This is a genomic window from Agrobacterium sp. ST15.16.024 (assembly GCF_027956545.1).
In the GTDB taxonomy this organism is placed as follows: domain Bacteria; phylum Pseudomonadota; class Alphaproteobacteria; order Rhizobiales; family Rhizobiaceae; genus Agrobacterium; species Agrobacterium cucumeris.
On sequence record NZ_JAQKGO010000001.1, the window covers coordinates 1,177,117 to 1,198,825 of the forward strand.

Consider the following 21,709-nt stretch of genomic DNA (forward strand, 5'->3'; position numbering starts at 1 on the left):
CGCTATCATGCCGTGAAAGCGGGATTTGCGGCACGATGTGCGCAATGCCCGCCGGAATTGTTGAGATGCCATTTCGCCCGAATGGGGCGCCCGCTTCCTGACGGAAACCGGAAATTCGCCGCGCAGTATCAGCAGTAAATCCCTAACGAGTTCTTGCCGGTGAGAAGTTATATCTGTGCATGGCCACGGGTTTTTGCATTTGCGGCTCACTTCGATGGAAAATAATGCCGGCAAGGGCACCCGGTTCCAGACGCGCCCGATGGTTTCAAGCCGTTGCCGTCAGAGGCTTCAAACGCCTGTAATCGCTGTTGAGCCGTTAAGGATATGCGGCTTCGTGTCTTGAAGTACGGGGCAGGGACACTCTATGTAGGGAGAATGAAGGTTAGAAGTGATTCCGGAGCGGCTTTCCGCGAAGGGCAGAGTTGACAAAGGACGGACATGAAAAATCCAGTTGATACCGCCATGGCTCTGGTGCCGATGGTCGTAGAGCAGACCAATCGCGGCGAACGCTCCTATGACATATTTTCCCGTCTTCTCAAGGAACGCATCATTTTCCTCACCGGTCCGGTGGAAGACCAGATGGCTTCGCTCGTCTGCGCGCAGCTGCTTTTCCTCGAGGCTGAAAACCCGAAGAAGGAAATCGCGCTTTACATCAATTCGCCAGGTGGCGTCGTAACCGCCGGCATGGCGATCTACGATACGATGCAGTTCATCCGCCCTGCGGTCTCGACGCTCTGCGTTGGCCAGGCCGCATCGATGGGTTCGCTGCTTCTGGCCGCCGGTGAGAAGGGAATGCGCTTTGCAACCCCGAACGCCCGCATCATGGTGCACCAGCCTTCCGGCGGTTTCCAGGGACAGGCATCGGATATCGAGCGTCACGCCCGTGACATCATCAAGATGAAGCGTCGTCTCAATGAAGTCTACGTGAAGCACACCGGCCGCACGCTCGAAGAGGTTGAAAAAACCCTTGATCGCGACCACTTCATGGATGCGGACGAAGCGCAGAATTGGGGTGTGATCGACAAGATCCTCACCTCGCGCCAGGAAATGGAAGGCGCCGCCGCGAATTGAGGCGCGCCGCTTTTTGACGTTTGTTTGATCCCGCAAAAGTAATTTCGGGGCTTTCAACCGCAACAGAAAGCGATATTAGTATATATTAAGGCTGTGTTGAATTTTTATGACGTGGCCTTTGGTTTGATGGGGAATTCGTTGCAGCCGGTTGTCAGCTCCTGTATCTGACACGGCTAGTACCCCGGGAAACGAGGCGGATACGGCAATGCACCCCAAGGCGAGCCGTATCTGCGGGCGGTAAGTTGACCGCGATCCGTTTGGCGGACCTGCGGCGTGCTGGAAGGAAAGAGATATGAGCAAAGTCAGCGGCAGCAACGGCGGCGACTCTAAAAATACACTCTATTGTTCATTCTGCGGCAAGAGCCAGCACGAAGTCCGGAAACTCATTGCCGGGCCGACAGTATTCATCTGCGATGAATGCGTCGAATTGTGCATGGACATCATCCGCGAGGAGAACAAGACGTCTATGGTGAAGTCTCGCGAGGGTGTTCCCACCCCGCAGGACATCATCAAGATTCTCGACGAATATGTCATCGGTCAGAAGCAGGCGAAGAAAATCCTGTCGGTGGCCGTTCACAACCATTACAAGCGCCTCGCGCACGCCTCCAAGAACGGCGATGTCGAGCTGGCGAAGTCGAACATCATGCTCGTCGGTCCGACGGGTTGCGGCAAGACCTATCTTGCCCAGACGCTCGCTCGCATCATCGACGTTCCCTTCACCATGGCGGACGCAACGACGCTGACCGAAGCCGGTTATGTCGGCGAGGACGTGGAAAACATCATCCTGAAGCTGTTGCAGGCTGCGGATTACAATGTCGAGCGCGCCCAGCGCGGCATCGTCTATATCGACGAAGTCGACAAGATTTCCCGCAAGTCGGACAACCCGTCCATCACCCGCGACGTGTCGGGCGAGGGCGTCCAGCAGGCGCTTCTGAAGATCATGGAAGGCACGGTCGCTTCCGTTCCGCCGCAGGGCGGCCGCAAGCATCCGCAGCAGGAATTCCTGCAGGTGGATACGACCAACATCCTGTTCATCTGCGGCGGCGCGTTTGCCGGCCTCGACAAGATCATCTCGGCCCGTGGTGAAAAGACCTCGATCGGCTTCGGTGCGACCGTCAAGGCGGAAGACGATCGCCGTGTGGGCGAGGTGCTGCGCGAGCTGGAGCCGGAAGATCTGGTGAAGTTCGGTCTCATCCCGGAATTCATCGGCCGTCTGCCCGTTCTGGCAACGCTGGAAGACCTTGATGAAGATGCGCTGATCCAGATCCTGTCTGAGCCGAAGAACGCGCTCGTCAAGCAGTATCAGCGCCTGTTCGAGATGGAAGATGTGGAGCTGACCTTCCACGAGGACGCCCTGCGCGAGATTGCCCGCAAGGCGATCACCCGCAAGACCGGTGCCCGCGGCCTGCGTTCGATCATGGAAAAGATCCTGCTGGATACCATGTTCGAACTGCCGACGCTGGAAGGCGTTCGCGAAGTGGTGATCTCCAACGACGTCGTCAGCGGTGTCGCCCGTCCGCTCTACATCTACGCGGATCGCCAGGAAGAAAAGACCAACGTTTCGGCCTGATCGGTTCCAGAAGAATAAAGCCCCTCGCAGCAACGGCTGCGGGGGGCTTTTCTTTGTGCGATCCCTGCCCGGCATTCGAAGCATTTGCGGGGATGGCGTAAGCGCCTTGTACCTGAATAATAAGTAGAAACTTGGAGGCGACGCGTCTTCGCTTTTCATGGAGAAGCGGATGTGCCCCTGAAATATCGGGTATCCTGATGAATCCTGTAACCGCAATCCTCATTCACGTGTCCGATCCCGCCGAAGGATTGCTTTGGTACGGGAAAGCGTTTCCGGAGGCGGTTGCATCGGTCAGCCTTCCCTCCGGCTTCGAGTACCTGCGGATCGGCGATATTCAGCTGGAAATCGTTCCCGCTGATGAGAAGGTTTCAAGCGGGGCGGCAGGGTCTGTCGTCTATTGGTGGACGGATGATTTCGGCCGGTCACTCGCGCATCTGCGGGACGCGGGCGCTGTTCTTTATCGCGGCCCGATGAAAATCGATCAGGAACTCTGGATGTGCCAGTTCCGTGACCCCTGGGGCAACTGTATCGGCGTTCGCGGACCGATGGCCGAGGATATGTCGTAACGCTCTTCGCCGCTTGAGGCATCCCTGCCTTGCATCCCGACAATCAGGTGGAGGAAAGCTTCGTCTGCCATTTTGCGTTTGGAGCGGATTGCGCTTTGCTGATAAAGTCTTACAACTGATTTGCAGCGCGATGTGACGGAAATGTGAATTGCCGTCGGCGACCCGGTTCCTGATCCCTTGGGATAACCGGAAATGTCGGGAGTAATAGCCGGCGCTGGGTTTTGTTGAATTTCACGGTTCTGCCGGTGCGCGGGGCCGTCTCTTCCGGCGACTTGAAATCGGTGTTTCGAAACTCCACTTTCAGTCTCGAGAAATGAATATGCCGGACGCCCCCAAGACGTTCGGCAAAGTGTCCCGAAAGGGACCATGGAAAGGAAATGATATGACGAACATCACGTCTGCGGCATCTGGCGGTACCTATCCGGTACTTCCCCTGCGCGACATTGTCGTTTTCCCGCATATGATCGTTCCCCTGTTCGTCGGGCGGGAAAAATCCATTCGTGCGCTCGAAGAGGTCATGGGTTCGGACAAGCAGATCATGCTCGTCACCCAGATCAATGCCAGCGATGACGATCCGACGCCGGATGCCATCCACAAGGTCGGCACCGTCGCCAACGTTCTCCAGCTTCTGAAGCTGCCGGACGGTACCGTGAAGGTGCTGGTGGAAGGCAAGGGCCGCGCCCAGATCGACGAATACACCGGCCGTGAGGATTTTTACGAAGCCTCCGCGACGCCGTTGCAGGAGCCCGCGGAAGACCCGGTCGAGATCGAGGCGCTGTCGCGTTCCGTTGTTTCGGAATTCGAGAGCTATGTGAAACTCAACAAGAAGATTTCGCCCGAGGTTGTCGGCGCTGCCGGTCAGATCGACGATTATTCGAAGCTTGCCGATACGGTCGCTTCGCACCTGTCGATCAAGATCACCGAAAAGCAGGAAATGCTGGAAACCGTCAGCGTGAAGCAGCGGCTTGAAAAGGCGCTCGGCTTCATGGAAGGCGAGATTTCTGTTCTTCAGGTCGAGAAGCGCATCCGCTCGCGCGTCAAGCGCCAGATGGAAAAGACCCAGCGCGAATATTATCTGAACGAACAGATGAAGGCGATCCAGAAGGAACTTGGCGACGGCGAAGATGGCCGTGACGAGATGGCCGAGCTGGAAGAGCGCATCGCCAAGACCAAGCTTTCCAAGGAGGCCAAGGAAAAGGCCGAGGCGGAAATGAAGAAGCTTCGCCAGATGAGCCCGATGTCCGCGGAAGCGACCGTCGTGCGCAACTATCTGGACTGGCTGTTGAGCCTGCCCTGGGGCAAGAAGTCGAAGGTCAAGACCGACCTCAACAGCGCCGAGACGATCCTCGATCAGGATCATTTCGGTCTGGACAAGGTCAAGGAACGCATCGTCGAATATCTGGCCGTACAGGCGCGTGCTACCAAGATTCGCGGACCCATCCTGTGCCTCGTTGGTCCTCCCGGCGTCGGCAAGACCTCGCTCGCCAAGTCGATCGCCAAGGCAACCGGCCGCGAATATGTGCGCATGGCGCTTGGCGGCGTGCGTGACGAGGCGGAAATCCGCGGTCACCGCCGCACCTATATCGGCTCCATGCCGGGCAAGATCGTCCAGTCGATGAAGAAGGCCAAGAAGGCGAACCCGCTGTTCCTGCTCGACGAAATCGACAAGATGGGCATGGATTTCCGTGGCGACCCGTCATCCGCACTGCTGGAGGTTCTCGATCCGGAACAGAACTCCACCTTCATGGATCACTACCTTGAAGTGGAATATGACCTGTCCGACGTGATGTTCGTGACCACGGCCAACACGCTGAACATTCCAGGCCCGCTGATGGACCGTATGGAAGTGATCCGCATTGCCGGTTATACGGAAGACGAGAAGCGCGAAATCGCCAAGCGTCACCTGTTGCCGAAGGCGATAAAGGAACATGCCCTGCGTCCGGAAGAGTTCTCGGTTACCGATGACGCTCTGATGATCGTCATCCAGCAGTACACCCGTGAGGCGGGCGTGCGCAGCTTCGAACGCGAGCTGATGAAGCTGGCGCGTAAGGCTGTCACCGAGATCATCAAGGGCAAGGTCAAGTCCGTCGAGGTTACCGCTGCCAACGTTCCGGATTATCTGGGCGTTCCGCGGTTCCGCCACGGCGAGGCCGAGCGTGAGGATCAGGTCGGTGTCGTCACCGGTCTTGCCTGGACGGAAGTCGGCGGTGAGCTGCTCACCATCGAAGGCGTGATGATGCCGGGCAAGGGCCGCATGACGGTTACCGGCAACCTCAAGGAAGTGATGAAGGAATCCATTTCGGCGGCGGCATCTTATGTCCGTTCGCGCGCCGTGGACTTCGGCATCGAGCCGCCGCGCTTCGACAAGAGCGACATCCACGTTCACGTTCCCGAAGGTGCGACCCCGAAGGATGGACCGTCCGCCGGTGTTGCCATGGCCACCGCCATCGTCTCCATCATGACCGGTATTCCGGTTTCGAAGGATGTGGCGATGACGGGCGAGATCACGCTGCGTGGTCGCGTGCTGCCGATCGGCGGCCTGAAGGAAAAGCTGCTTGCGGCATTGCGCGGCGGCATCAAGAAGGTGCTGATCCCGGAAGAAAACGCCAAGGATCTGGCGGAGATTCCGGACAATGTGAAGAACGAGATGGAAATCATCCCGGTTTCGCGCATGGGCGAGGTCATCGAACATGCGCTGCTTCGCAAGCCGGAGCCCATCGAGTGGGACGGCAGCATCGAGACGCCTGTGATCGCGACGGTTGAAGGCGTCGACGACGGTGGTCAGACGATCGCGCATTGATACATGCATTGGCGCTGAGGCCGGAATCGGTTTTCGCAAAGCGCGATGCATAGAATCAATGTGTTAGGTATCGGAAGACAGCTACGGTGCTTCGGCCCGCGCAAGTGATGCCAAATTGGCACGAATATGGGGAAGGCCGGCAGAAATGTCGGCCTTTTTTGTGAAAAAACCCGTAGACCCCTTGTTTTTCAGGCGATTCCAGCGCTTTTGAGTTGCTGCGCGCGGATGCGAATGTATTCTGCGCCGGCTTAATTTTAGTCGTTTCAAACCATTGAAAGGGGTGGAAACATGAACAAGAACGAGCTCGTCTCTGCTGTTGCCGAAAAGGCTGGTCTCACGAAGGCAGATGCTGCTTCCGCTGTTGATGCCGTATTCGAAACCGTACAGAACGAACTGAAGAGCGGTGGCGACATCCGCCTCGCTGGCTTCGGCAGCTTCTCCGTTAGCCGCCGTGAAGCCTCCAAGGGTCGTAACCCTTCCACGGGTGCTGAAGTCGATATCCCGGCTCGCAACGTACCGAAGTTTTCCGCAGGCAAGGGCCTGAAGGACGCTGTTAACTCGTAAGGTTTCCGGAAGGCCGTGATGCCCGGCGGCGGGCATACGGTTTTTCAGGTTCACGAGGAAGCATGTTTTGACGCGCTCACACCACCACCAGGCATAAGAGGGCAGCCTTTCGGAAGTCTCTTTCGGACAGGCCAGTCTCTCAGCCAGTATGGTGTGGATTGAAAGTGTCGATGCGTGGCTGTGTAGCTTCCCATCCGGACACACGGCGTTTCGATACACGATGCGCATAAACACGAAAGCCCGGCCTTCATGGCCGGGCTTTTTGATTCTCCCGACAGGAAATGTCATCCCACTGTCATGTCTTTGACGCAGAAGCCATGGGGTATTTCTGGACCCAAGGGGGATTATAATGGCGTTCCGATTTTCTCATATCGCCTTGACTGCTGCGCTGCTGACATCCGCAGCTTTCCCGGCCGCTGCCGAGCCGGTTTTCAACCGCATCGCATCTTTCCCGGTGGCGAAAAACCTGCCCGCAGACAAGGACGCCAAGTCCGTCACGTCGGCTGAAATCGTCACCGCCAGCGAAGATGGCAAGACGCTGATCTATTCGGACAGCCCGCTTGGTGGCATCGGCTTCATCGACATCACCGATGCCAAGGCCCCGAAGGCCGGCGGTGCGCTGCTGCTTGAGGGCGAGCCGACTTCGGTCGCCGTTGCTGGCCTCAAGGTTCTCGCCGGCGTCAACACCTCTGAAAGCTTCGTCAAGCCGTCAGGCAAGCTGGTAACGGTCGATATCGCTACCAAGAAGATCGAGGCAAGCTGTGATCTCGGCGGCCAGCCCGATTCGGTTGCCGTCTCTCCGGACAAGACCTTTGCCGCCATCGCAATCGAGAACGAGCGCGACGAAGAGGTGAACGAAGGCGCCCTGCCGCAGATGCCCGCCGGTTATCTGGTGACGGTTGGCCTGAAGAACGGCGTTGCCGATTGTGCGACGCTGAAGAAGATCGAGCTCACCGGTCTGGCCGAAATCGCCCCGGAAGATCCGGAGCCGGAATTTGTTTCGATCAACGCCAATGGCGAAATCGCGCTCACGCTGCAGGAAAACAACCATATCGTTATCATCGACGGCAAGACCGGCACGGTGAAGACGCATTTCTCCGCCGGCACGGTTGACCTCGAAGGCATCGACACGAAGTCGGACGGCCAGCTGAAGTTCACCGACAAGCAGGAAGGCCGCAAGCGCGAGCCGGATGCCGTGAAGTGGCTGGACAATGACCGTATCGTCATCGCCAATGAAGGTGACTGGCAGGGCGGATCGCGCGGCTTCACCATCTTCGACAAGACCGGCAAGCTTCTCTATGAAGCTGGCGCTTCGCTCGAGCATGCGGTTGCGGCTATTGGCCACTATCCGGAAAAGCGCTCCAAGGCCAAGGGCATCGAGCCGGAAGGTCTGGAAGCGGCAACATTCGGCGATCAGAAATATTTCTTCGTGCTTGCCGAGCGCGCCTCCGTCGTCGCTGTCTACAAGGACACCGGCAAGGAGCCGGAACTGACGCAGCTCCTGCCGTCGGGCGTTTCACCGGAAGGCGCAGTCGCCATCCCGTCGCGTAATCTTCTTGTTACGGCGAACGAGGTGGATCTGGTCGAAGACGGCGGCGTTCGCTCGCACGTCATGATCTATGAGCGCGCTGAAGGCGAAGCAGCCTATCCGCAGCTGGTTTCCGCCACTGTCGACGGTGCACCGATCGGCTGGGGCGCTCTTTCGGGCCTGGTCGGCGATGCCGAGAAGCCCGGCATTCTTTATGCCGTTTCCGACTCGGTTTATGGCAACCAGCCGTCGATCTACACCATCGACGCAACGAAGAAGCCCGCAACCATCACCAGCGTGCTGCGCATCAAGCGTGACGGTATCGCTGCCCAGAAACTCGATATCGAAGGTATCACGCTGGACGGCAAGGGCGGCTTCTGGCTGGCCTCGGAAGGCGACAGCGCCAAGCTCGTCCCGCACGCGCTCTACAACGTCAATGCCAAGGGTGAAATCAAGGCTGAGATCGCCCTGCCGAAGGAACTGCTTGCCGGCGACACCCGCTTCGGTTTCGAAGGCGTGACCATGATCGGCAAGGGCGACGACGCGACGCTGTGGATGGCTGTGCAGCGCGAATGGGGTACGGACGAGAAGGGCTTCGTCAAGCTCGTCTCCTATAATCCTAAGTCCAAGGAATGGGGCGCCGTGCGTTACCCGCTCGACAAGACCGAGGCAGGCTGGATCGGTCTTTCTGAAATCACTGCTCAGGGCGAATATGTCTATATCGTCGAGCGTGACAACCAGATCGGCGACAAGGCCAAGATCAAGAAGCTCTACCGCGTGGCGATCGCAGATCTGAAGCCGGGCAAGATCGGTGGCGAGCTGCCGCTGGTGGCCAAGCAGGAAGCGCATGACTTTCTGCCTGACCTGAAGGCGCAGACCAATGGTTACGTCGTCGACAAGCTGGAAGGCTTCACCTTCGACAAGGCCGGAACGGCCTATGCCGTGACCGACAATGACGGCGTGGACGATTCTTCCGGTGAGACGCTGTTCTTCAAGGTTGATATGAAGGCGATCAACTGATCGTACCGATCGGCTTCGCACATGAGAAAAGCCGGGCACAGCCCGGCTTTTTTTGTCGCTGAAGGCCCCGGTGCGGTGGCGCAGTTTGCACGGCGTGTCGCAGCGCAGGCCGTCAAGACTGGCATTGTCGCGTCGGGGATGGCTCAGAGAGAGACTTGTCGGGGGCTATTGGGGGGAAAAGCTGCGGACCGATGATAAAGGATCACCGCCCCATGGAGTTCTTGCTTTTCGGAGTATCGCTTTTTTCCGAGTCCTGCTGGACCCAACGGAAGAAAATATAAACAGGCAGCGCAATAAGCGCGAGTGTTACAAACGCGTCGATCATGGTTTCATCCATTATTTCTACCGTTCATCATGAAACGGCTCGAAAACAATGCCCGAAATCTGTTTAAAAAGTCTGAATCTGCTTATTTTTCGGTATGTTGCGGGGTGATACAGGGACTGGGAGAAGCTGTCGGAATCTGAAACAGCAGTACCGATTTGGCATGGGAAAAATCGCAAGACGATTCCATCCGACTGAAACGCAGCCCCGACATCCATTGATGAGTGGGGCAGGGGGCGATTCCCTCTGCGAAGAATTTACGGAAAATAGAAATCGCATCCGATTGACATTCGGCTTCAAGCTCAAAAATTTGATAGGCTTGGAAATGGTGGGCGATGAGAGACTCGAACTCCCGACATCCTCGGTGTAAACGAGGCGCTCTACCAACTGAGCTAATCGCCCTTCGCGTGTCTCGGATCATGTCCGCCGCGTCGGTGGCCGTGATGTATTCGGATCGGAAAAAAACCGCAAGGGCTTTTGTGAAGTTTTTTTGTTTTTTTTGCCGACAGCTTTTCCCTTCATCGAAGGTTGGCGTCGAAAAGCCGGGAACTGCGGGCTTTCCGGTAAAAACGAATCCGCAGTGACCTTCAGATACAGGCGAAAATCTTGCCTGAGACGCCCATGGCTGTGGACAAGTTTTTTGTTTTCGTTGGGAAAAGCCTGCAGAACAGGGCATTTGCGCCAGCGCCCGTCATAGGCCTCTCAGTTTTTCCCGATCAAAATGCAGAAGCTTATTCTTTTGTCGTGAAACCTGCTTGACACCCCCGCACGAACGCCGTAGTTAGCCGCTCAACGAACAGCCGAGGCTGGTTCGTACGGCGGGACAAGGTCCTGTCCGTCAGGAGATGCGGGTGTAGCTCAGTTGGTTAGAGTGCCGGCCTGTCACGCCGGAGGTCGCGGGTTCGAGCCCCGTCACTCGCGCCATCCTGTTCCTCGGAAATAAACGCAGATGAATATCTGCGATGCGCGGGTGTAGCTCAGTCGGTTAGAGTGCCGGCCTGTCACGCCGGAGGTCGCGGGTTCGAGCCCCGTCACTCGCGCCATTTCTCTTCCTGAAATGACTCCCAGAAAAAGCCATCCGAAGCGCCAGCCAGGCGCCTTTGCATGGGCGTTTTCACCCCCTGATTCCGCCCCGCGCAAGCACGATTTTTCCTGCTTTTTTCACTCAAGTTTCGATTTCTGAAAATCGTCACTTCGGTGCCTTTTTGACATAAAATTCGTGTGACTTTTTTGCGGTTGCGTCCTTCAATCGATTATTATTGTATTTGAGGGGCTTAGGTCGGAATTGTGGCCCAAATTTGCGTCAATTCGGGCAATATTGTTGCCAATCAATGCGGCAGGTGTCTTGAAATGGTGCCTAAACTCTTGCAGAGAGGGCGCGGCTGCGCTAACCACTTTGGCGTTGCAACATATTTGTGCGCCTTGAGACTTATCAGTCGCAAAGGCAGGTCCGGCACCCGGCCGGGCAAGGAAGAGACCATGACTGAACTCCTCAGTTCCTACATTCCGATCGCAATATTCATCGGTATCGCTCTTGTCATTGGCCTGGCGCTTCTCATTGCGCCGTTTGCTGTCGCTTACAAGGCGCCGGACCCGGAAAAGCTTTCCGCTTTCGAGTGCGGTTTCAATGCCTTCGACGACGCCCGCATGAAGTTTGATATCCGCTTTTACCTGGTGTCGATCCTCTTCATCATCTTCGATCTGGAAGTGGCCTTCCTGTTCCCGTGGGCGGTGTCCTTCGGTGACATGGGCTGGTTCGGTTTCTGGTCGATGATGGTGTTTCTTGGCGTCCTCACCATTGGCTTTATCTATGAGTGGAAGAAGGGAGCGCTGGAATGGGCATGAGCCAGAACAACAGCACGCTCGTTGCGCCGCAGCCGAAGGGGATCATCGATCCCTCGACCGGCAAGCCGGTTGGCAGCAACGATGCCTACTTCACGGAAATCAATGACGAGCTGGCTGACAAGGGCTTCCTCGTTACCTCGACCGACGAGCTGATCACCTGGGCGCGTACCGGCTCCCTGATGTGGATGCAGTTCGGTCTCGCCTGCTGCGCCGTTGAAGGCCTGATGCAGGCTTCCGGTCCGCGTTATGACATGGAGCGCTTCGGTGTCGCCCCGCGCGCTTCGCCGCGCCAGTCTGACGTGATGATCGTTGCCGGCACACTGACCAACAAGATGGCGCCGGCGCTGCGCAAGGTCTATGACCAGATGCCTGAGCCGCGTTACGTCATTTCCATGGGCTCCTGCGCCAATGGCGGCGGTTATTACCACTATTCCTACGCCGTGGTGCGCGGTTGCGACCGTGTCGTGCCGGTGGATATTTACGTTCCGGGCTGTCCCCCCACGGCGGAAGCGCTGCTTTACGGCGTTCTTCTGCTGCAGAAGAAGATCCGGCGTACCGGTACGATCGAGCGCTAAGGGCAAAGGACGGATAGATAATGAGCGAAGCTCTCAACGATCTTGCTGCTTACGTTAAGGAAGCGCGCGGTTCTCTCGTGGTATCTGCCGATATCGCCTATGGCGAGCTGACGCTGAACACGACAACTGAAAGCGTGATTGCGCTTTTGACCTTCCTGCGCGACGACGTGCAGTGCGGTTTCGTCAACATCATCGATATTTGCGGCGTTGACTGGCCGCAGCGCGAAAAGCGTTTCGATGTCGTCTACCATCTTCTGTCGCCGCGCCAGAATCTGCGCGTGCGCATCAAGCTGCAGGTGGCGGAAGACGAGGGCGTTCCTTCATCGACCTCCGTCTACATGGGCGCGGAATGGTTCGAGCGCGAAGCCTGGGATATGTATGGCATTCCTTTCGAGGGCCATAAGGACCTGCGCCGCATCCTCACGGATTACGGTTTTGAAGGCCATCCGCTGCGCAAGGATTTTCCGGTTACCGGCTTTGTGGAAGTGCGTTACGATGACGTTCTGAAGCGGGTTCTTTATGAACCGGTCGAACTGAAGCAGGAATTCCGTAACTTCGACTTCCTTTCCCCTTGGGAAGGAACCGAATATGTTCTCCCGGGTGACGAAAAGGCCAAGCAATGAGCCAAGCCCCCGCGACAGAGCATGGACAATGTCTTTGCGGCGCCGTTGGCTTTAATGCCGGCATTGGCGCCCGCGAATTCGGCGTTTGCCATTGCTCCATGTGCCGCCGCTGGTCCGGCGGTGCGTTCATGGCTGTCGAATGCACCGGCGTTTCCTTTGAAAACGAAGAACAGCTTGGCGTCTTTTCCTCCTCGGAATGGGGCGAGCGTTGCTTCTGCACGAATTGCGGCAGCACCTTGATGTGGCGTTCCAAGGATGGCCAACATCTGGCCGTGTCGCTGCAGGCTTTCGACAACCCTTCCAGTTTCACGTTCGCGTCGCAGATTTTCACGGATGAAAAGCCTTCGAGCTATTCTTTCGCAGAAACCACGCAGAACATGACCGGCCCCGAATTCATCGCCATGATCACCTCGGCGGAGCACTAGAATGACTGAGCATAACGTCCGCAATTTCACGATCAACTTCGGTCCGGAACACCCGTCCGCGCACGGCGTGCTGCGTCTGGTTCTGGAACTGGACGGCGAAATCGTCGAGCGTGTCGATCCGCATATCGGTCTTCTGCATCGCGGCACCGAAAAGCTGATCGAGACCAAGACCTATCTGCAGGCAGTTCCCTATTTCGACCGTCTCGACTACGTCGCGCCGATGAACCAGGAACACGCTTTCGCGCTCGCCGTCGAAAAGCTGCTCGGCCTTGAAATCCCCATGCGCGGCCAGCTGATCCGCGTGCTTTATTCGGAAATCGGCCGCATCCTGTCGCACATCATGAACGTCACGACGCAGGCCATGGACGTTGGCGCGATGACGCCGCCGGTCTGGGGTTTCGAAGAGCGCGAAAAGCTGATGGTGTTCTATGAGCGCGCCTGTGGCGCCCGCATGCACTCGGCTTACGTTCGTCCGGGCGGCGTGCATCAGGACCTGCCGCCGGAGCTGGTCGACGACATCGGCAAGTGGTGCGATCCGTTCCTCACCGTTCTCGACAATATCGAAGGCCTGTTGACCGACAACCGCATCTACAAGCAGCGTAACGTCGATATCGGCGTCGTCTCGCTTGAAGACGCCTTTGCCTGGGGTTTCACGGGCGTGATGGTGCGTGGCTCGGGCGCTGCCTGGGATTTGCGTCGTTCGCAGCCTTACGAGTGCTATTCCGATCTGGAATTCGACATCCCCGTCGGCAAGAACGGTGATTGCTATGATCGCTACCTGATCCGCATGCAGGAAATGCGCGAATCGGTAAAGATCATGAAGCAGTGCGTTGATCTTCTCTCCGGCAAGCATCGCATCGGCCCTGTCTCCTCGCTTGACGGCAAGGTAGTACCGCCCAAGCGCGGCGAGATGAAGCGGTCGATGGAAGCTTTGATCCACCACTTCAAGCTTTACACCGAAGGTTACCACGTTCCCGCCGGCGAAGTTTACGCCGCCGTCGAAGCGCCGAAGGGCGAGTTCGGCGTCTATGTGGTCGCCGATGGATCCAACAAGCCTTACCGCTGCAAGATCCGCGCCCCGGGTTATGCGCATCTGCAGGCGATGGATTTCCTGTGCAAGGGCCATCAGCTTGCCGACGTTACAGCCGTGCTCGGCTCCCTCGACATCGTGTTCGGGGAGGTCGACCGCTGATGCGTCTGCCGCTGGCCATATTGGCTCTTCTTGCTGCGATGTCTGCCCCCGTTCTCGCCCAGACGGCGACGGATGAGGGCGGCGTGTCGCTGTCAAGCGGCGGCGGTTCAACCATCAAGCAGCTTCTGTCGTCGGGATACGAGATCAAGGCCTCGGTTCCCAATGGCAGCAAGTTCATTGTGTTCATGCAAAAAGACAAGGCGGCTTACGCCTGCGAATTCGTCACGGTGGCGAGATCGCGTTGTGAGACGTTAAACTGAAAAGGCGTGAGGAAGTATGTCCGTTCGTCGACTAGCCGAAGATCAGTTCCAGCCCGTGGCGTTTGCCTTCAACGCGGATAATACCGCGTGGGCGGAAAAGACGATCAAGAAATATCCCGAGGGACGGCAGCAATCGGCTGTTATCCCGCTGCTCATGCGTGCGCAGGAGCAGGACGGCTGGGTTACCCGCGCCGCCATCGAAAAGATCGCCGACATGCTGGATATGGCCTATATCCGCGTCATGGAAGTGGCGACCTTCTATACCCAGTTCCAGCTGAAGCCGGTCGGCACGCGCGCCCACGTTCAGGTCTGTGGCACCACGCCCTGCATGCTGCGCGGTTCCGAAGCGCTGATGGATGTCTGCCGCAAGAAGATCCATCACGATCCGCTGCACACCAATGAGAGCGGCACGCTCTCCTGGGAAGAGGTGGAATGTCAGGGCGCCTGCGTCAACGCGCCGATGGTCATCATCTTCAAGGATGCCTATGAGGACCTGACGCCCGAGCGCCTGGAAGAAATCATCGACACGTTCGAGGCGGGCAAGGGCGACACGGTCAAGACCGGCCCGCAGATCGACCGTCACGAGTCGGTTCCAGTCGGTGGATTGACGACGCTGACGGAAGAGATCAAGCCTGACCGTTCCAATCTCGACAAGCCGGCCGAAGTGCCTGCGGATGCCGCACCGGTTCCGCCGTCCAATGCCGCCAAGCCGAAGACGGACGCGCCGGAAACCGATCCGAAGCTGAAGACGCCGGCCAATGAGCCGAAGGCTGCGGAAGCCAATGTAAAGACCGTCGAAAAGGAAGCTTCCGGAACGGCTGCGGCGGCAAAGCCGTCGCTCGATTCCAAGGATCGTCCGGCCGGCATCGAACGCCCGGCGACGCCTGACGACCTGAAGCTCATTTCCGGCGTTGGTCCGAAGATCGAAGGCACGCTGCACGAGCTCGGCATCTTCACCTTTGCGCAGGTCGCCGGCTGGAAAAAGGCCGAATGCGACTGGGTCGACGGTTATCTGAATTTCAAGGGCCGCATCGAACGCGACGAGTGGATCAAGCAGGCCGAGGCGCTCGCCAAGGGTGGCGAAGCCGAGTATATCAGGGTCTTCGGCAAGAAGCCGCGGTAAGAGGTGAAGCATGTTAAAAGATCAGGATCGCATCTTTACCAATCTCTACGGCCTCAAGGACAAGTCCCTGAAGGGCGTGAGAGCGCGCGGCCATTGGGATGGCACCAAGCAGATCATCGAAAAGGGCCGTGACTGGATCATCAACGAGATGAAGGCTTCCGGCCTTCGCGGTCGCGGTGGCGCTGGCTTCCCGACGGGTCTCAAATGGTCCTTCATGCCGAAGGAAAATGACGGCCGTCCGCATTATCTCGTCGTTAACGCCGACGAATCCGAACCCGGCACCTGCAAGGACCGCGAAATCCTGCGCAACGATCCGCATACGCTGATCGAAGGCTGCGTGATCGCCGGTTTCGCCATGGGCGCGCATACCGCCTATATCTACGTGCGCGGCGAATATATGCGCGAGCGTGAAGCGCTTCAGGCGGCCATCGACGAGTGCTACGATGCCGGCCTGCTCGGCAAGAACAACAAGAACGGCTGGGATTTCGACATCTACGTCCATCACGGCGCGGGTGCCTATATCTGCGGTGAAGAGACGGCTCTGCTCGAAAGCCTTGAAGGCAAGAAGGGCCAGCCGCGCCTCAAGCCGCCGTTCCCGGCCAATATGGGTCTTTACGGCTGCCCGACGACCGTCAACAACGTTGAATCGATCGCCGTTGCGCCGACCATTCTGCGCCGTGGCGCTGCATGGTTCTCGGGGATCGGCCGTCCGAACAATGTCGGCACCAAGCTGTTCATGGTGTCAGGCCATGTCGAGCGTCCGTGCACCTTCGAAGATGCGCTGGGCCTGTCCTTCCGTGAGCTGATCGAACACCATTGCGGTGGCATTCGCGGCGGCTGGGACAATCTGCTCGGCGTCATCCCCGGCGGCGCATCCTGCCCCATCGTGCGCGGTGAGGACATGAAGGACGCCATCATGGACTTTGACGGCATGCGCGAAGTGAAGTCTTCCTTCGGCACCGGCGGCATGATCGTCATGGACAAGTCCACCGACGTCATCAAGGCGATTGCCCGCATCGCGGCCTTCTTCAAGCATGAAAGCTGCGGCCAGTGCACGCCGTGCCGCGAAGGCACCGGCTGGATGTGGCGAGTGCTGGAGCGCATGGTCAAGGGTAACGCGCAGAAGCGCGAAATCGACATGCTGTTTGAAGTGACCAAGCAGATCGAAGGCCATACCATCTGTGCGCTCGGCGACGCTGCCGCATGGCCGGTACAGGCGCTGATCCGCAATTTCCGTCCGGAAATCGAAAAGCGCATCGACCAATATACCTACAGGGCCATGGATGATGGCGCTGTTCTGGAAGCCGCTGAATAAGCATCAAGGGCTTCGAGCGGAGCCGGAAATTTCCGGCCCCGCAGCACCATGAAACGTCTGGCAAACCTTCGGATGCCGGGCGCGATTAAGGATTTGTTGCGGACCGTGTGAGACATGGGACGAACAGGCAACAGGACGTAAGTAGAACCATGGCAAAGCTCAAGGTTGACGGTAAAGAGATCGAGGTTCCGGATCATTTCACGCTGTTGCAGGCGTGCGAGGAGGCTGGTGCCGAAGTTCCGCGCTTTTGTTTTCATGAGCGCTTGTCGGTCGCGGGTAACTGCCGCATGTGTCTCATCGAGGTGAAGGGCGGACCGCCCAAGCCGGCTGCCTCCTGCGCCATGGGCGTGCGCGATGTTCGCGGCGGCCCGAACGGCGAATTGCCTGAGGTTTTCACCAATACGCCGATGGTCAAGAAGGCCCGCGAAGGCGTGATGGAATTCCTGCTCATCAACCATCCGCTGGATTGCCCGATCTGCGACCAGGGCGGGGAATGCGACCTGCAGGACCAGGCCATGGCCTTCGGTATCGCCGGTTCGCGTTACGCGGAAAACAAGCGTGCGGTTGAAGACAAATATATCGGACCGCTCGTCAAGACGGTCATGAACCGCTGCATCCACTGCACGCGCTGCGTCCGTTTCACTACGGAAGTGGCTGGTATCGCCGAACTTGGCCTTATCGGCCGCGGCGAAGATGCCGAAATCACCACCTATCTCGAGCAGGCCATGACCTCGGAGCTGCAGGGCAACGTTGTTGACCTCTGCCCGGTCGGCGCGCTCACCTCCAAGCCTTTCGCCTTCACCGCCCGTCCGTGGGAACTGAACAAGACCGAAACCATCGACGTGATGGACGCGCTCGGTTCGGCCATCCGCGTCGATACCCGTGGCCGCGAAGTCATGCGCGTCATGCCGCGCGTCAACGAGGCGATCAACGAAGAGTGGATTTCCGACAAGAGCCGCTTCATCTGGGACGGCTTGAAGACGCAGCGCCTTGACCGGCCTTACGTCCGCAAGGATGGCCGTCTGCAGCCCGCCACCTGGGGCGAAGCTTTCGGTGCGATCAAGCAGGCTGTTGCCGCAACATCCGGCAACAAGATCGGCGCGATCGCCGGCGATCTGTCTTCCGTTGAAGAAATGTTCGCGCTGAAGTCGCTTCTCGCCTCGCTCGGTTCGGCCAATGTCGATTGCCGTCAGGATGGCGCAGCGCTTGATCCGTCTTTGGGTCGCGCCAGCTATATCTTCAATTCCACCATTGAAGGCATCGAGCAGGCGGACGCACTGCTGATCGTTGGCGCCAACCCGCGTTTCGAAGCGGCTGTCCTCAACGCCCGCATCCGCAAGCGCTGGCGTCGTGGCGGTTTCCCGATCGGCGTGATCGGCGAAGCTGGTGAACTGCGCTACAATTATGAATATCTCGGCTCGGGTGCTGAAACGCTCTCCGATCTGGCCAATGGCTCGCACAGCTTCGTTGAGAAGCTGAAGTCCGCCAAGAACCCGCTGATCATCATCGGTCAGGGCGCTCTTGCCCGCGCCGATGGTGCCGCCGTGCTCGCTGCTGCTGCCAAGCTCGCCGTTTCGGTCGGTGCTGTCAGCGAAGAGTGGAACGGTTTCTCCGTTCTGCACACTGCAGCTGCCCGCGTTGGCGGTCTCGATATCGGCTTCGTGCCGGGCGAGGGCGGTGTTGCTAGCGCCGACATGGTCGCCTCCATGGATGTTCTCTTCCTGCTCGGCGCCGATGAACTCGACCTGTCCAACAAGGGCGCCAAGTTCACCGTTTATATCGGCAGCCATGGCGATCAGGGCGCGATGAACGCCGACGTCATCCTTCCGGGTGCGGCCTATACCGAAAAATCCGGTATCTGGGTCAACACCGAAGGCCGTGTGCAGGTGGGCAACCGCGCCGGTTTCGCACCGGGCGAAGCCCGCGAAGACTGGGCGATCCTGCGTGCGCTGTCCGACGTTCTCGGCAAGAAGCTGCCGTTCGATTCGCTGTCGGCGCTGCGCGGTCAGCTCTATGTCGCGCATCCGCATCTGGCGGAAACCGACGAGATCGTCGCCGGCAACGGCCAGGATATCGAGGCTTTGGCCGGCAAGACCGGCTCGCTCAACAAGTCGGCGTTTGCTTCGCCGGTAAAAGACTTTTATTTGACGAACCCGATTGCGCGTGCATCCGCCGTCATGGCCGAGTGTTCCGCATTGGCCCGCAACAATTTCCAGGCTGCGGCAGAGTAAGGGTAGGGGATTTATGGAACAGTTTTTCTGGAGCTACGTCTGGCCCGCGCTGATCATGGTCGGCCAGTCCCTGCTGCTTCTCGTTTGCCTTCTGGTGGCCATCGCCTTCCTTCTGCTTGCCGACCGCAAGGTCTGGGCAGCCGTGCAGCTGCGCCGTGGTCCGAACGTTGTTGGTCCCTTCGGTCTCTTCCAGTCCTTCGCCGACCTTTTGAAGTTCATCCTCAAGGAACCGGTCATTCCGGCCGGCGCCAACAAGGCGGTCTTCCTTCTGGCGCCGCTGGTTGCCGTGACGCTGGCGCTCGCCACCTACGCGGTCATTCCCTTCGCCGATGGCTGGGTCGTCGCCAATATCAATGTCGGCATTCTCTACATCTTCGCGATTTCTTCGCTTGAAGTGTACGGCATCATCATGGGCGGCTGGGCTTCGAACTCGAAGTATCCGTTCCTCGGCGCGCTGCGTTCGGCCGCGCAGATGGTGTCCTATGAAGTGTCGATCGGTCTCGTCATCGTCACGGTTCTGCTCTGCGTCGGCTCGCTGAACCTGACGGATATCGTTCTTGCCCAGCGCACCGGCCTCGGCACGATGATCGGCCTGCCGGCATCGTTCCTCGACTGGCACTGGCTGTCGCTGTTCCCGATGTTCATCGTGTTCTTCATTTCGGGCCTTGCCGAAACCAACCGTCCGCCCTTCGATCTTCCGGAAGCGGAATCGGAGCTTGTCGCCGGTCACATGGTCGAATATGGCTCGACGCCTTACATGATGTTCATGCTCGGCGAATATGCTGCGATCGTTCTGATCTGCTGCCTGACGACGATCCTGTTCCTTGGCGGCTGGCTGCCGATCGTGGATGTATGGTTCCTGAACTGGGTGCCGGGCATTGTCTGGTTCGCGCTGAAGGGCTGCATGGTCTTCTTCATGATCGCGCTCACGAAGGCCTTCGTTCCGCGTTACCGTTATGACCAACTCATGCGCCTTGGCTGGAAGGTTTTCCTGCCGCTGTCGCTCGCGATGGTCGTGATCGTTGCATTCGTATTGAAGCTGACGGGGTGGGCCGGTTGATGTCCAAACTCCTCGCTCAAAGATCTGGAGACTGAGATGGCAAGCCTCTCCCAAGCCGTCAATTCACTGTTCCTCAAGGAGTTCGTCGGCGCGATCCTGCTGACGATGCGCCACTTCTTCAAGCAGAAGGCGACGGTGAACTATCCTTTCGAAAAGGGCCCGGTCTCTCCGCGCTTCCGTGGTGAACATGCACTGCGCCGTTATCCGAACGGTGAAGAACGCTGCATCGCCTGCAAGCTATGTGAAGCCATCTGTCCCGCTCAGGCGATCACCATCGAAGCCGGGCCGCGCCGCAATGACGGCACCCGCCGCACGGTGCGTTACGATATCGACATGGTGAAGTGCATCTATTGCGGCTTCTGCCAGGAAGCCTGCCCGGTGGATGCTATCGTCGAAGGCCCGAACTTCGAATTCGCGACGGAAACCCGCGAGGAGCTTTATTTCGACAAGCAGAGGCTTCTCGACAATGGCGACCGCTGGGAGCGTGAAATCGCGCGCAACCTCGCACTGGATGCACCTTACCGTTAAGGTGCAACCGTCTTTCCGGGGGAGACCCCGGAAAGCGATGAAAAAGTAAAATGCCTGCGCGGTTTTCGCCGGCGGGGACGAAACGGGTGAGGGGGCTTGAAGCCATCTTCTCCCGATGAGGACAAGAAGGCACCAAGATGGGTCTGCACGCTGTATTCTTTTATATATTCGCTTTCGTCGCCGTGGCGTCTGCGTTCATGGTCATCGCATCGAAGAACCCTGTTCATTCGGTGCTCTTCCTGATTTTGACCTTCTTCAACGCAGCCGCGCTGTTCCTGCTGACGGGGGCCGAGTTCCTCGCCATGATCCTGCTGGTGGTCTATGTCGGCGCGGTCGCGGTGCTTTTCCTCTTCGTTGTCATGATGCTGGATGTGGATTTTGCCGAGCTCCGCTCCGGTGTGCTGCAATATGCGCCTGTCGGTGCGCTGATCGGCGTCATTCTGGCTGCCGAGCTGATCGTCGTGGTCGGCGGCAGTGTTCTGAACCCGGTTGCGGCAAAATCGATCACCATGCCGATCCCGCCGGCCGCAGAGCGCACCAATACCGCCGCGCTCGGTGATGTGCTCTATACGAATTATGTCTACTTCTTCCAGCTCGCCGGTCTCGTTCTGCTGGTGGCCATGATCGGCGCCATCGTGCTGACCCTGCGTCATCGCACCGACATCAAGCGGCAGGATATCTCCACGCAGGTCGGCCGCGACCCGAAGACCGCCGTCACCACGGTCAAGGTCAAGCCGGGCCAGGGCATCTGAAGGCGAACGGATCCAAGGAAACAGAATATGGAAATCGGTCTTTCCCACTACCTGACGGTCAGCGCCATCCTCTTCACGATCGGCGTGTTCGGCATCTTCCTCAACCGGAAGAACGTCATCGTCATCCTCATGTCGATCGAGCTTATCCTGCTTGCGGTCAACATCAACATGGTGGCCTTCTCGGCCTTCCTGAACGATATCGTCGGCCAGGTCTTCGCTTTGTTCATTCTGACCGTCGCAGCTGCCGAAGCGGCCATCGGTCTTGCAATACTCGTTGTCTTCTACCGCAACCGCGGATCGATCGCCGTCGAAGACGTCAATATGATGAAGGGCTGATAA

Annotated in this window: 21 protein-coding genes and 3 tRNA genes; 22 read left to right on the forward strand and 2 right to left on the reverse strand. The window is 58.3% G+C overall.

What is annotated here, in order from left to right; genetic code table 11:
• The first annotated feature begins 438 nt into the window (after positions 1 to 438).
• The 6 genes from clpP to PL640_RS05855 all read left to right on the forward strand — a co-directional run bounded on the left by clpP (position 439) and on the right by PL640_RS05855 (position 9,119).
• The gene (gene clpP, locus PL640_RS05830; protein WP_046800320.1) at positions 439 to 1,071 is read left to right on the forward strand and encodes an ATP-dependent Clp endopeptidase proteolytic subunit ClpP; all 633 of its coding nucleotides are present in this window, start codon (positions 439 to 441) and stop codon (positions 1,069 to 1,071) included.
• A gap of 292 nt (positions 1,072 to 1,363) precedes the next feature.
• Positions 1,364 to 2,641: an ATP-dependent Clp protease ATP-binding subunit ClpX gene (clpX, locus tag PL640_RS05835; protein WP_003521528.1), complete on the forward strand. Its 1,278-nt coding sequence runs from the start codon at positions 1,364 to 1,366 to the stop codon at positions 2,639 to 2,641.
• 197 nt (positions 2,642 to 2,838) lie between these two features.
• Complete coding sequence (locus tag PL640_RS05840) at positions 2,839 to 3,207, forward strand: VOC family protein (protein WP_271361079.1); 369 nt, start codon at positions 2,839 to 2,841, stop codon at positions 3,205 to 3,207.
• A gap of 382 nt (positions 3,208 to 3,589) precedes the next feature.
• On the forward strand, positions 3,590 to 6,007 hold the full coding sequence (lon, locus tag PL640_RS05845) for an endopeptidase La (RefSeq protein ID WP_142839604.1): 2,418 nt from the start codon (positions 3,590 to 3,592) through the stop codon (positions 6,005 to 6,007).
• Positions 6,008 to 6,295: 288 nt separating this feature from the next.
• Positions 6,296 to 6,571 carry a DNA-binding protein HupB gene (hupB, locus tag PL640_RS05850; RefSeq protein ID WP_003496481.1) on the forward strand — a complete coding sequence of 92 codons (276 nt, stop codon included), beginning with the start codon at positions 6,296 to 6,298 and terminating at the stop codon, positions 6,569 to 6,571.
• Between the two features lie 349 nt (positions 6,572 to 6,920).
• Complete coding sequence (locus PL640_RS05855) at positions 6,921 to 9,119, forward strand: esterase-like activity of phytase family protein (RefSeq protein ID WP_271361080.1); 2,199 nt, start codon at positions 6,921 to 6,923, stop codon at positions 9,117 to 9,119.
• Between the two features lie 202 nt (positions 9,120 to 9,321).
• Here PL640_RS05855 and PL640_RS05860 read toward each other — a convergent pair whose 3' ends face one another.
• Together PL640_RS05860 and PL640_RS05865 are read right to left on the reverse strand one after the other, a co-directional pair.
• Complete coding sequence (locus tag PL640_RS05860; RefSeq protein WP_269698071.1) at positions 9,322 to 9,444, reverse strand: hypothetical protein; 123 nt, start codon at positions 9,442 to 9,444, stop codon at positions 9,322 to 9,324.
• A gap of 323 nt (positions 9,445 to 9,767) precedes the next feature.
• Positions 9,768 to 9,843: transfer RNA gene (locus tag PL640_RS05865), tRNA-Val, on the reverse strand.
• A 219-nt stretch (positions 9,844 to 10,062) separates the two neighbouring features.
• Between PL640_RS05865 and PL640_RS05870 the strand changes: the two genes are divergently transcribed.
• From PL640_RS05870 to nuoK, 16 genes are all read left to right on the forward strand, one after another.
• A complete protein-coding gene (locus PL640_RS05870) occupies positions 10,063 to 10,200 on the forward strand; it encodes a hypothetical protein (RefSeq protein WP_271361081.1) in 138 nt (45 codons plus the stop codon).
• An 88-nt stretch (positions 10,201 to 10,288) separates the two neighbouring features.
• A tRNA-Asp gene (locus PL640_RS05875) sits at positions 10,289 to 10,365 on the forward strand.
• Positions 10,366 to 10,407: 42 nt separating this feature from the next.
• Positions 10,408 to 10,484: transfer RNA gene (locus PL640_RS05880), tRNA-Asp, on the forward strand.
• Positions 10,485 to 10,920: 436 nt separating this feature from the next.
• Positions 10,921 to 11,286 (forward strand): NADH-quinone oxidoreductase subunit A, encoded by a 366-nt coding sequence (locus PL640_RS05885; RefSeq protein WP_046800315.1) that lies wholly within the window; start codon positions 10,921 to 10,923, stop codon positions 11,284 to 11,286.
• Positions 11,277 to 11,861 carry a NuoB/complex I 20 kDa subunit family protein gene (locus PL640_RS05890; protein WP_003496467.1) on the forward strand — a complete coding sequence of 195 codons (585 nt, stop codon included), beginning with the start codon at positions 11,277 to 11,279 and terminating at the stop codon, positions 11,859 to 11,861. Before PL640_RS05885 ends, PL640_RS05890 begins: the two co-directional genes overlap by 10 nt.
• A gap of 20 nt (positions 11,862 to 11,881) precedes the next feature.
• Positions 11,882 to 12,484 (forward strand): NADH-quinone oxidoreductase subunit C, encoded by a 603-nt coding sequence (locus tag PL640_RS05895; protein WP_046800314.1) that lies wholly within the window; start codon positions 11,882 to 11,884, stop codon positions 12,482 to 12,484.
• Positions 12,481 to 12,909: a GFA family protein gene (locus tag PL640_RS05900; protein WP_269698065.1), complete on the forward strand. Its 429-nt coding sequence runs from the start codon at positions 12,481 to 12,483 to the stop codon at positions 12,907 to 12,909. The genes PL640_RS05895 and PL640_RS05900 overlap by 4 nt, the downstream gene beginning before the upstream one ends.
• Position 12,910: 1 nt before the next feature.
• A complete protein-coding gene (locus PL640_RS05905; protein WP_020012326.1) occupies positions 12,911 to 14,101 on the forward strand; it encodes an NADH-quinone oxidoreductase subunit D in 1,191 nt (396 codons plus the stop codon).
• Positions 14,101 to 14,361, forward strand: coding sequence for a hypothetical protein (locus PL640_RS05910; protein ID WP_020012327.1), 261 nt, complete (start codon positions 14,101 to 14,103; stop codon positions 14,359 to 14,361). The genes PL640_RS05905 and PL640_RS05910 overlap by 1 nt, the downstream gene beginning before the upstream one ends.
• Positions 14,362 to 14,377: 16 nt before the next feature.
• On the forward strand, positions 14,378 to 15,484 hold the full coding sequence (locus PL640_RS05915; protein WP_269710453.1) for an NADH-quinone oxidoreductase subunit E: 1,107 nt from the start codon (positions 14,378 to 14,380) through the stop codon (positions 15,482 to 15,484).
• A gap of 10 nt (positions 15,485 to 15,494) precedes the next feature.
• A complete protein-coding gene (gene nuoF / locus PL640_RS05920) occupies positions 15,495 to 16,799 on the forward strand; it encodes an NADH-quinone oxidoreductase subunit NuoF (protein ID WP_080817174.1) in 1,305 nt (434 codons plus the stop codon).
• Positions 16,800 to 16,948: 149 nt separating this feature from the next.
• Positions 16,949 to 19,030 (forward strand): NADH-quinone oxidoreductase subunit NuoG, encoded by a 2,082-nt coding sequence (gene nuoG / locus PL640_RS05925; RefSeq protein WP_271361083.1) that lies wholly within the window; start codon positions 16,949 to 16,951, stop codon positions 19,028 to 19,030.
• A 13-nt stretch (positions 19,031 to 19,043) separates the two neighbouring features.
• Positions 19,044 to 20,090 carry an NADH-quinone oxidoreductase subunit NuoH gene (gene nuoH, locus PL640_RS05930; RefSeq protein WP_006312706.1) on the forward strand — a complete coding sequence of 349 codons (1,047 nt, stop codon included), beginning with the start codon at positions 19,044 to 19,046 and terminating at the stop codon, positions 20,088 to 20,090.
• Positions 20,091 to 20,126: 36 nt separating this feature from the next.
• Positions 20,127 to 20,618, forward strand: a complete 492-nt coding sequence (nuoI, locus tag PL640_RS05935; protein ID WP_142839609.1) for an NADH-quinone oxidoreductase subunit NuoI — start codon at positions 20,127 to 20,129, stop codon at positions 20,616 to 20,618.
• Positions 20,619 to 20,755: 137 nt separating this feature from the next.
• Positions 20,756 to 21,370: an NADH-quinone oxidoreductase subunit J gene (locus PL640_RS05940; RefSeq protein ID WP_052818538.1), complete on the forward strand. Its 615-nt coding sequence runs from the start codon at positions 20,756 to 20,758 to the stop codon at positions 21,368 to 21,370.
• A 27-nt stretch (positions 21,371 to 21,397) separates the two neighbouring features.
• Positions 21,398 to 21,706 (forward strand): NADH-quinone oxidoreductase subunit NuoK, encoded by a 309-nt coding sequence (nuoK, locus tag PL640_RS05945; protein ID WP_003521516.1) that lies wholly within the window; start codon positions 21,398 to 21,400, stop codon positions 21,704 to 21,706.
• Positions 21,707 to 21,709 lie beyond the last annotated feature (3 nt).

Bases quoted from the DNA above. Each gene is read 5' to 3' on its own strand.
- clpP (WP_046800320.1), top strand. From the start codon at position 439: ATGAAAAATCCAGTTGATACCGCCATGGCTCTGGTGCCGATGGTCGTA.
- clpX (WP_003521528.1), top strand. From the start codon at position 1,364: ATGAGCAAAGTCAGCGGCAGCAACGGCGGCGACTCTAAAAATACACTC.
- PL640_RS05840 (WP_271361079.1), top strand. From the start codon at position 2,839: ATGAATCCTGTAACCGCAATCCTCATTCACGTGTCCGATCCCGCCGAA.
- lon (WP_142839604.1), top strand. From the start codon at position 3,590: ATGACGAACATCACGTCTGCGGCATCTGGCGGTACCTATCCGGTACTT.
- hupB (WP_003496481.1), top strand. From the start codon at position 6,296: ATGAACAAGAACGAGCTCGTCTCTGCTGTTGCCGAAAAGGCTGGTCTC.
- PL640_RS05855 (WP_271361080.1), top strand. From the start codon at position 6,921: ATGGCGTTCCGATTTTCTCATATCGCCTTGACTGCTGCGCTGCTGACA.
- PL640_RS05860 (WP_269698071.1), bottom strand. From the start codon at position 9,444: ATGATCGACGCGTTTGTAACACTCGCGCTTATTGCGCTGCCTGTTTAT.
- PL640_RS05870 (WP_271361081.1), top strand. From the start codon at position 10,063: ATGGCTGTGGACAAGTTTTTTGTTTTCGTTGGGAAAAGCCTGCAGAAC.
- PL640_RS05885 (WP_046800315.1), top strand. From the start codon at position 10,921: ATGACTGAACTCCTCAGTTCCTACATTCCGATCGCAATATTCATCGGT.
- PL640_RS05890 (WP_003496467.1), top strand. From the start codon at position 11,277: ATGGGCATGAGCCAGAACAACAGCACGCTCGTTGCGCCGCAGCCGAAG.
- PL640_RS05895 (WP_046800314.1), top strand. From the start codon at position 11,882: ATGAGCGAAGCTCTCAACGATCTTGCTGCTTACGTTAAGGAAGCGCGC.
- PL640_RS05900 (WP_269698065.1), top strand. From the start codon at position 12,481: ATGAGCCAAGCCCCCGCGACAGAGCATGGACAATGTCTTTGCGGCGCC.
- PL640_RS05905 (WP_020012326.1), top strand. From the start codon at position 12,911: ATGACTGAGCATAACGTCCGCAATTTCACGATCAACTTCGGTCCGGAA.
- PL640_RS05910 (WP_020012327.1), top strand. From the start codon at position 14,101: ATGCGTCTGCCGCTGGCCATATTGGCTCTTCTTGCTGCGATGTCTGCC.
- PL640_RS05915 (WP_269710453.1), top strand. From the start codon at position 14,378: ATGTCCGTTCGTCGACTAGCCGAAGATCAGTTCCAGCCCGTGGCGTTT.
- nuoF (WP_080817174.1), top strand. From the start codon at position 15,495: ATGTTAAAAGATCAGGATCGCATCTTTACCAATCTCTACGGCCTCAAG.
- nuoG (WP_271361083.1), top strand. From the start codon at position 16,949: ATGGCAAAGCTCAAGGTTGACGGTAAAGAGATCGAGGTTCCGGATCAT.
- nuoH (WP_006312706.1), top strand. From the start codon at position 19,044: ATGGAACAGTTTTTCTGGAGCTACGTCTGGCCCGCGCTGATCATGGTC.
- nuoI (WP_142839609.1), top strand. From the start codon at position 20,127: ATGGCAAGCCTCTCCCAAGCCGTCAATTCACTGTTCCTCAAGGAGTTC.
- PL640_RS05940 (WP_052818538.1), top strand. From the start codon at position 20,756: ATGGGTCTGCACGCTGTATTCTTTTATATATTCGCTTTCGTCGCCGTG.
- nuoK (WP_003521516.1), top strand. From the start codon at position 21,398: ATGGAAATCGGTCTTTCCCACTACCTGACGGTCAGCGCCATCCTCTTC.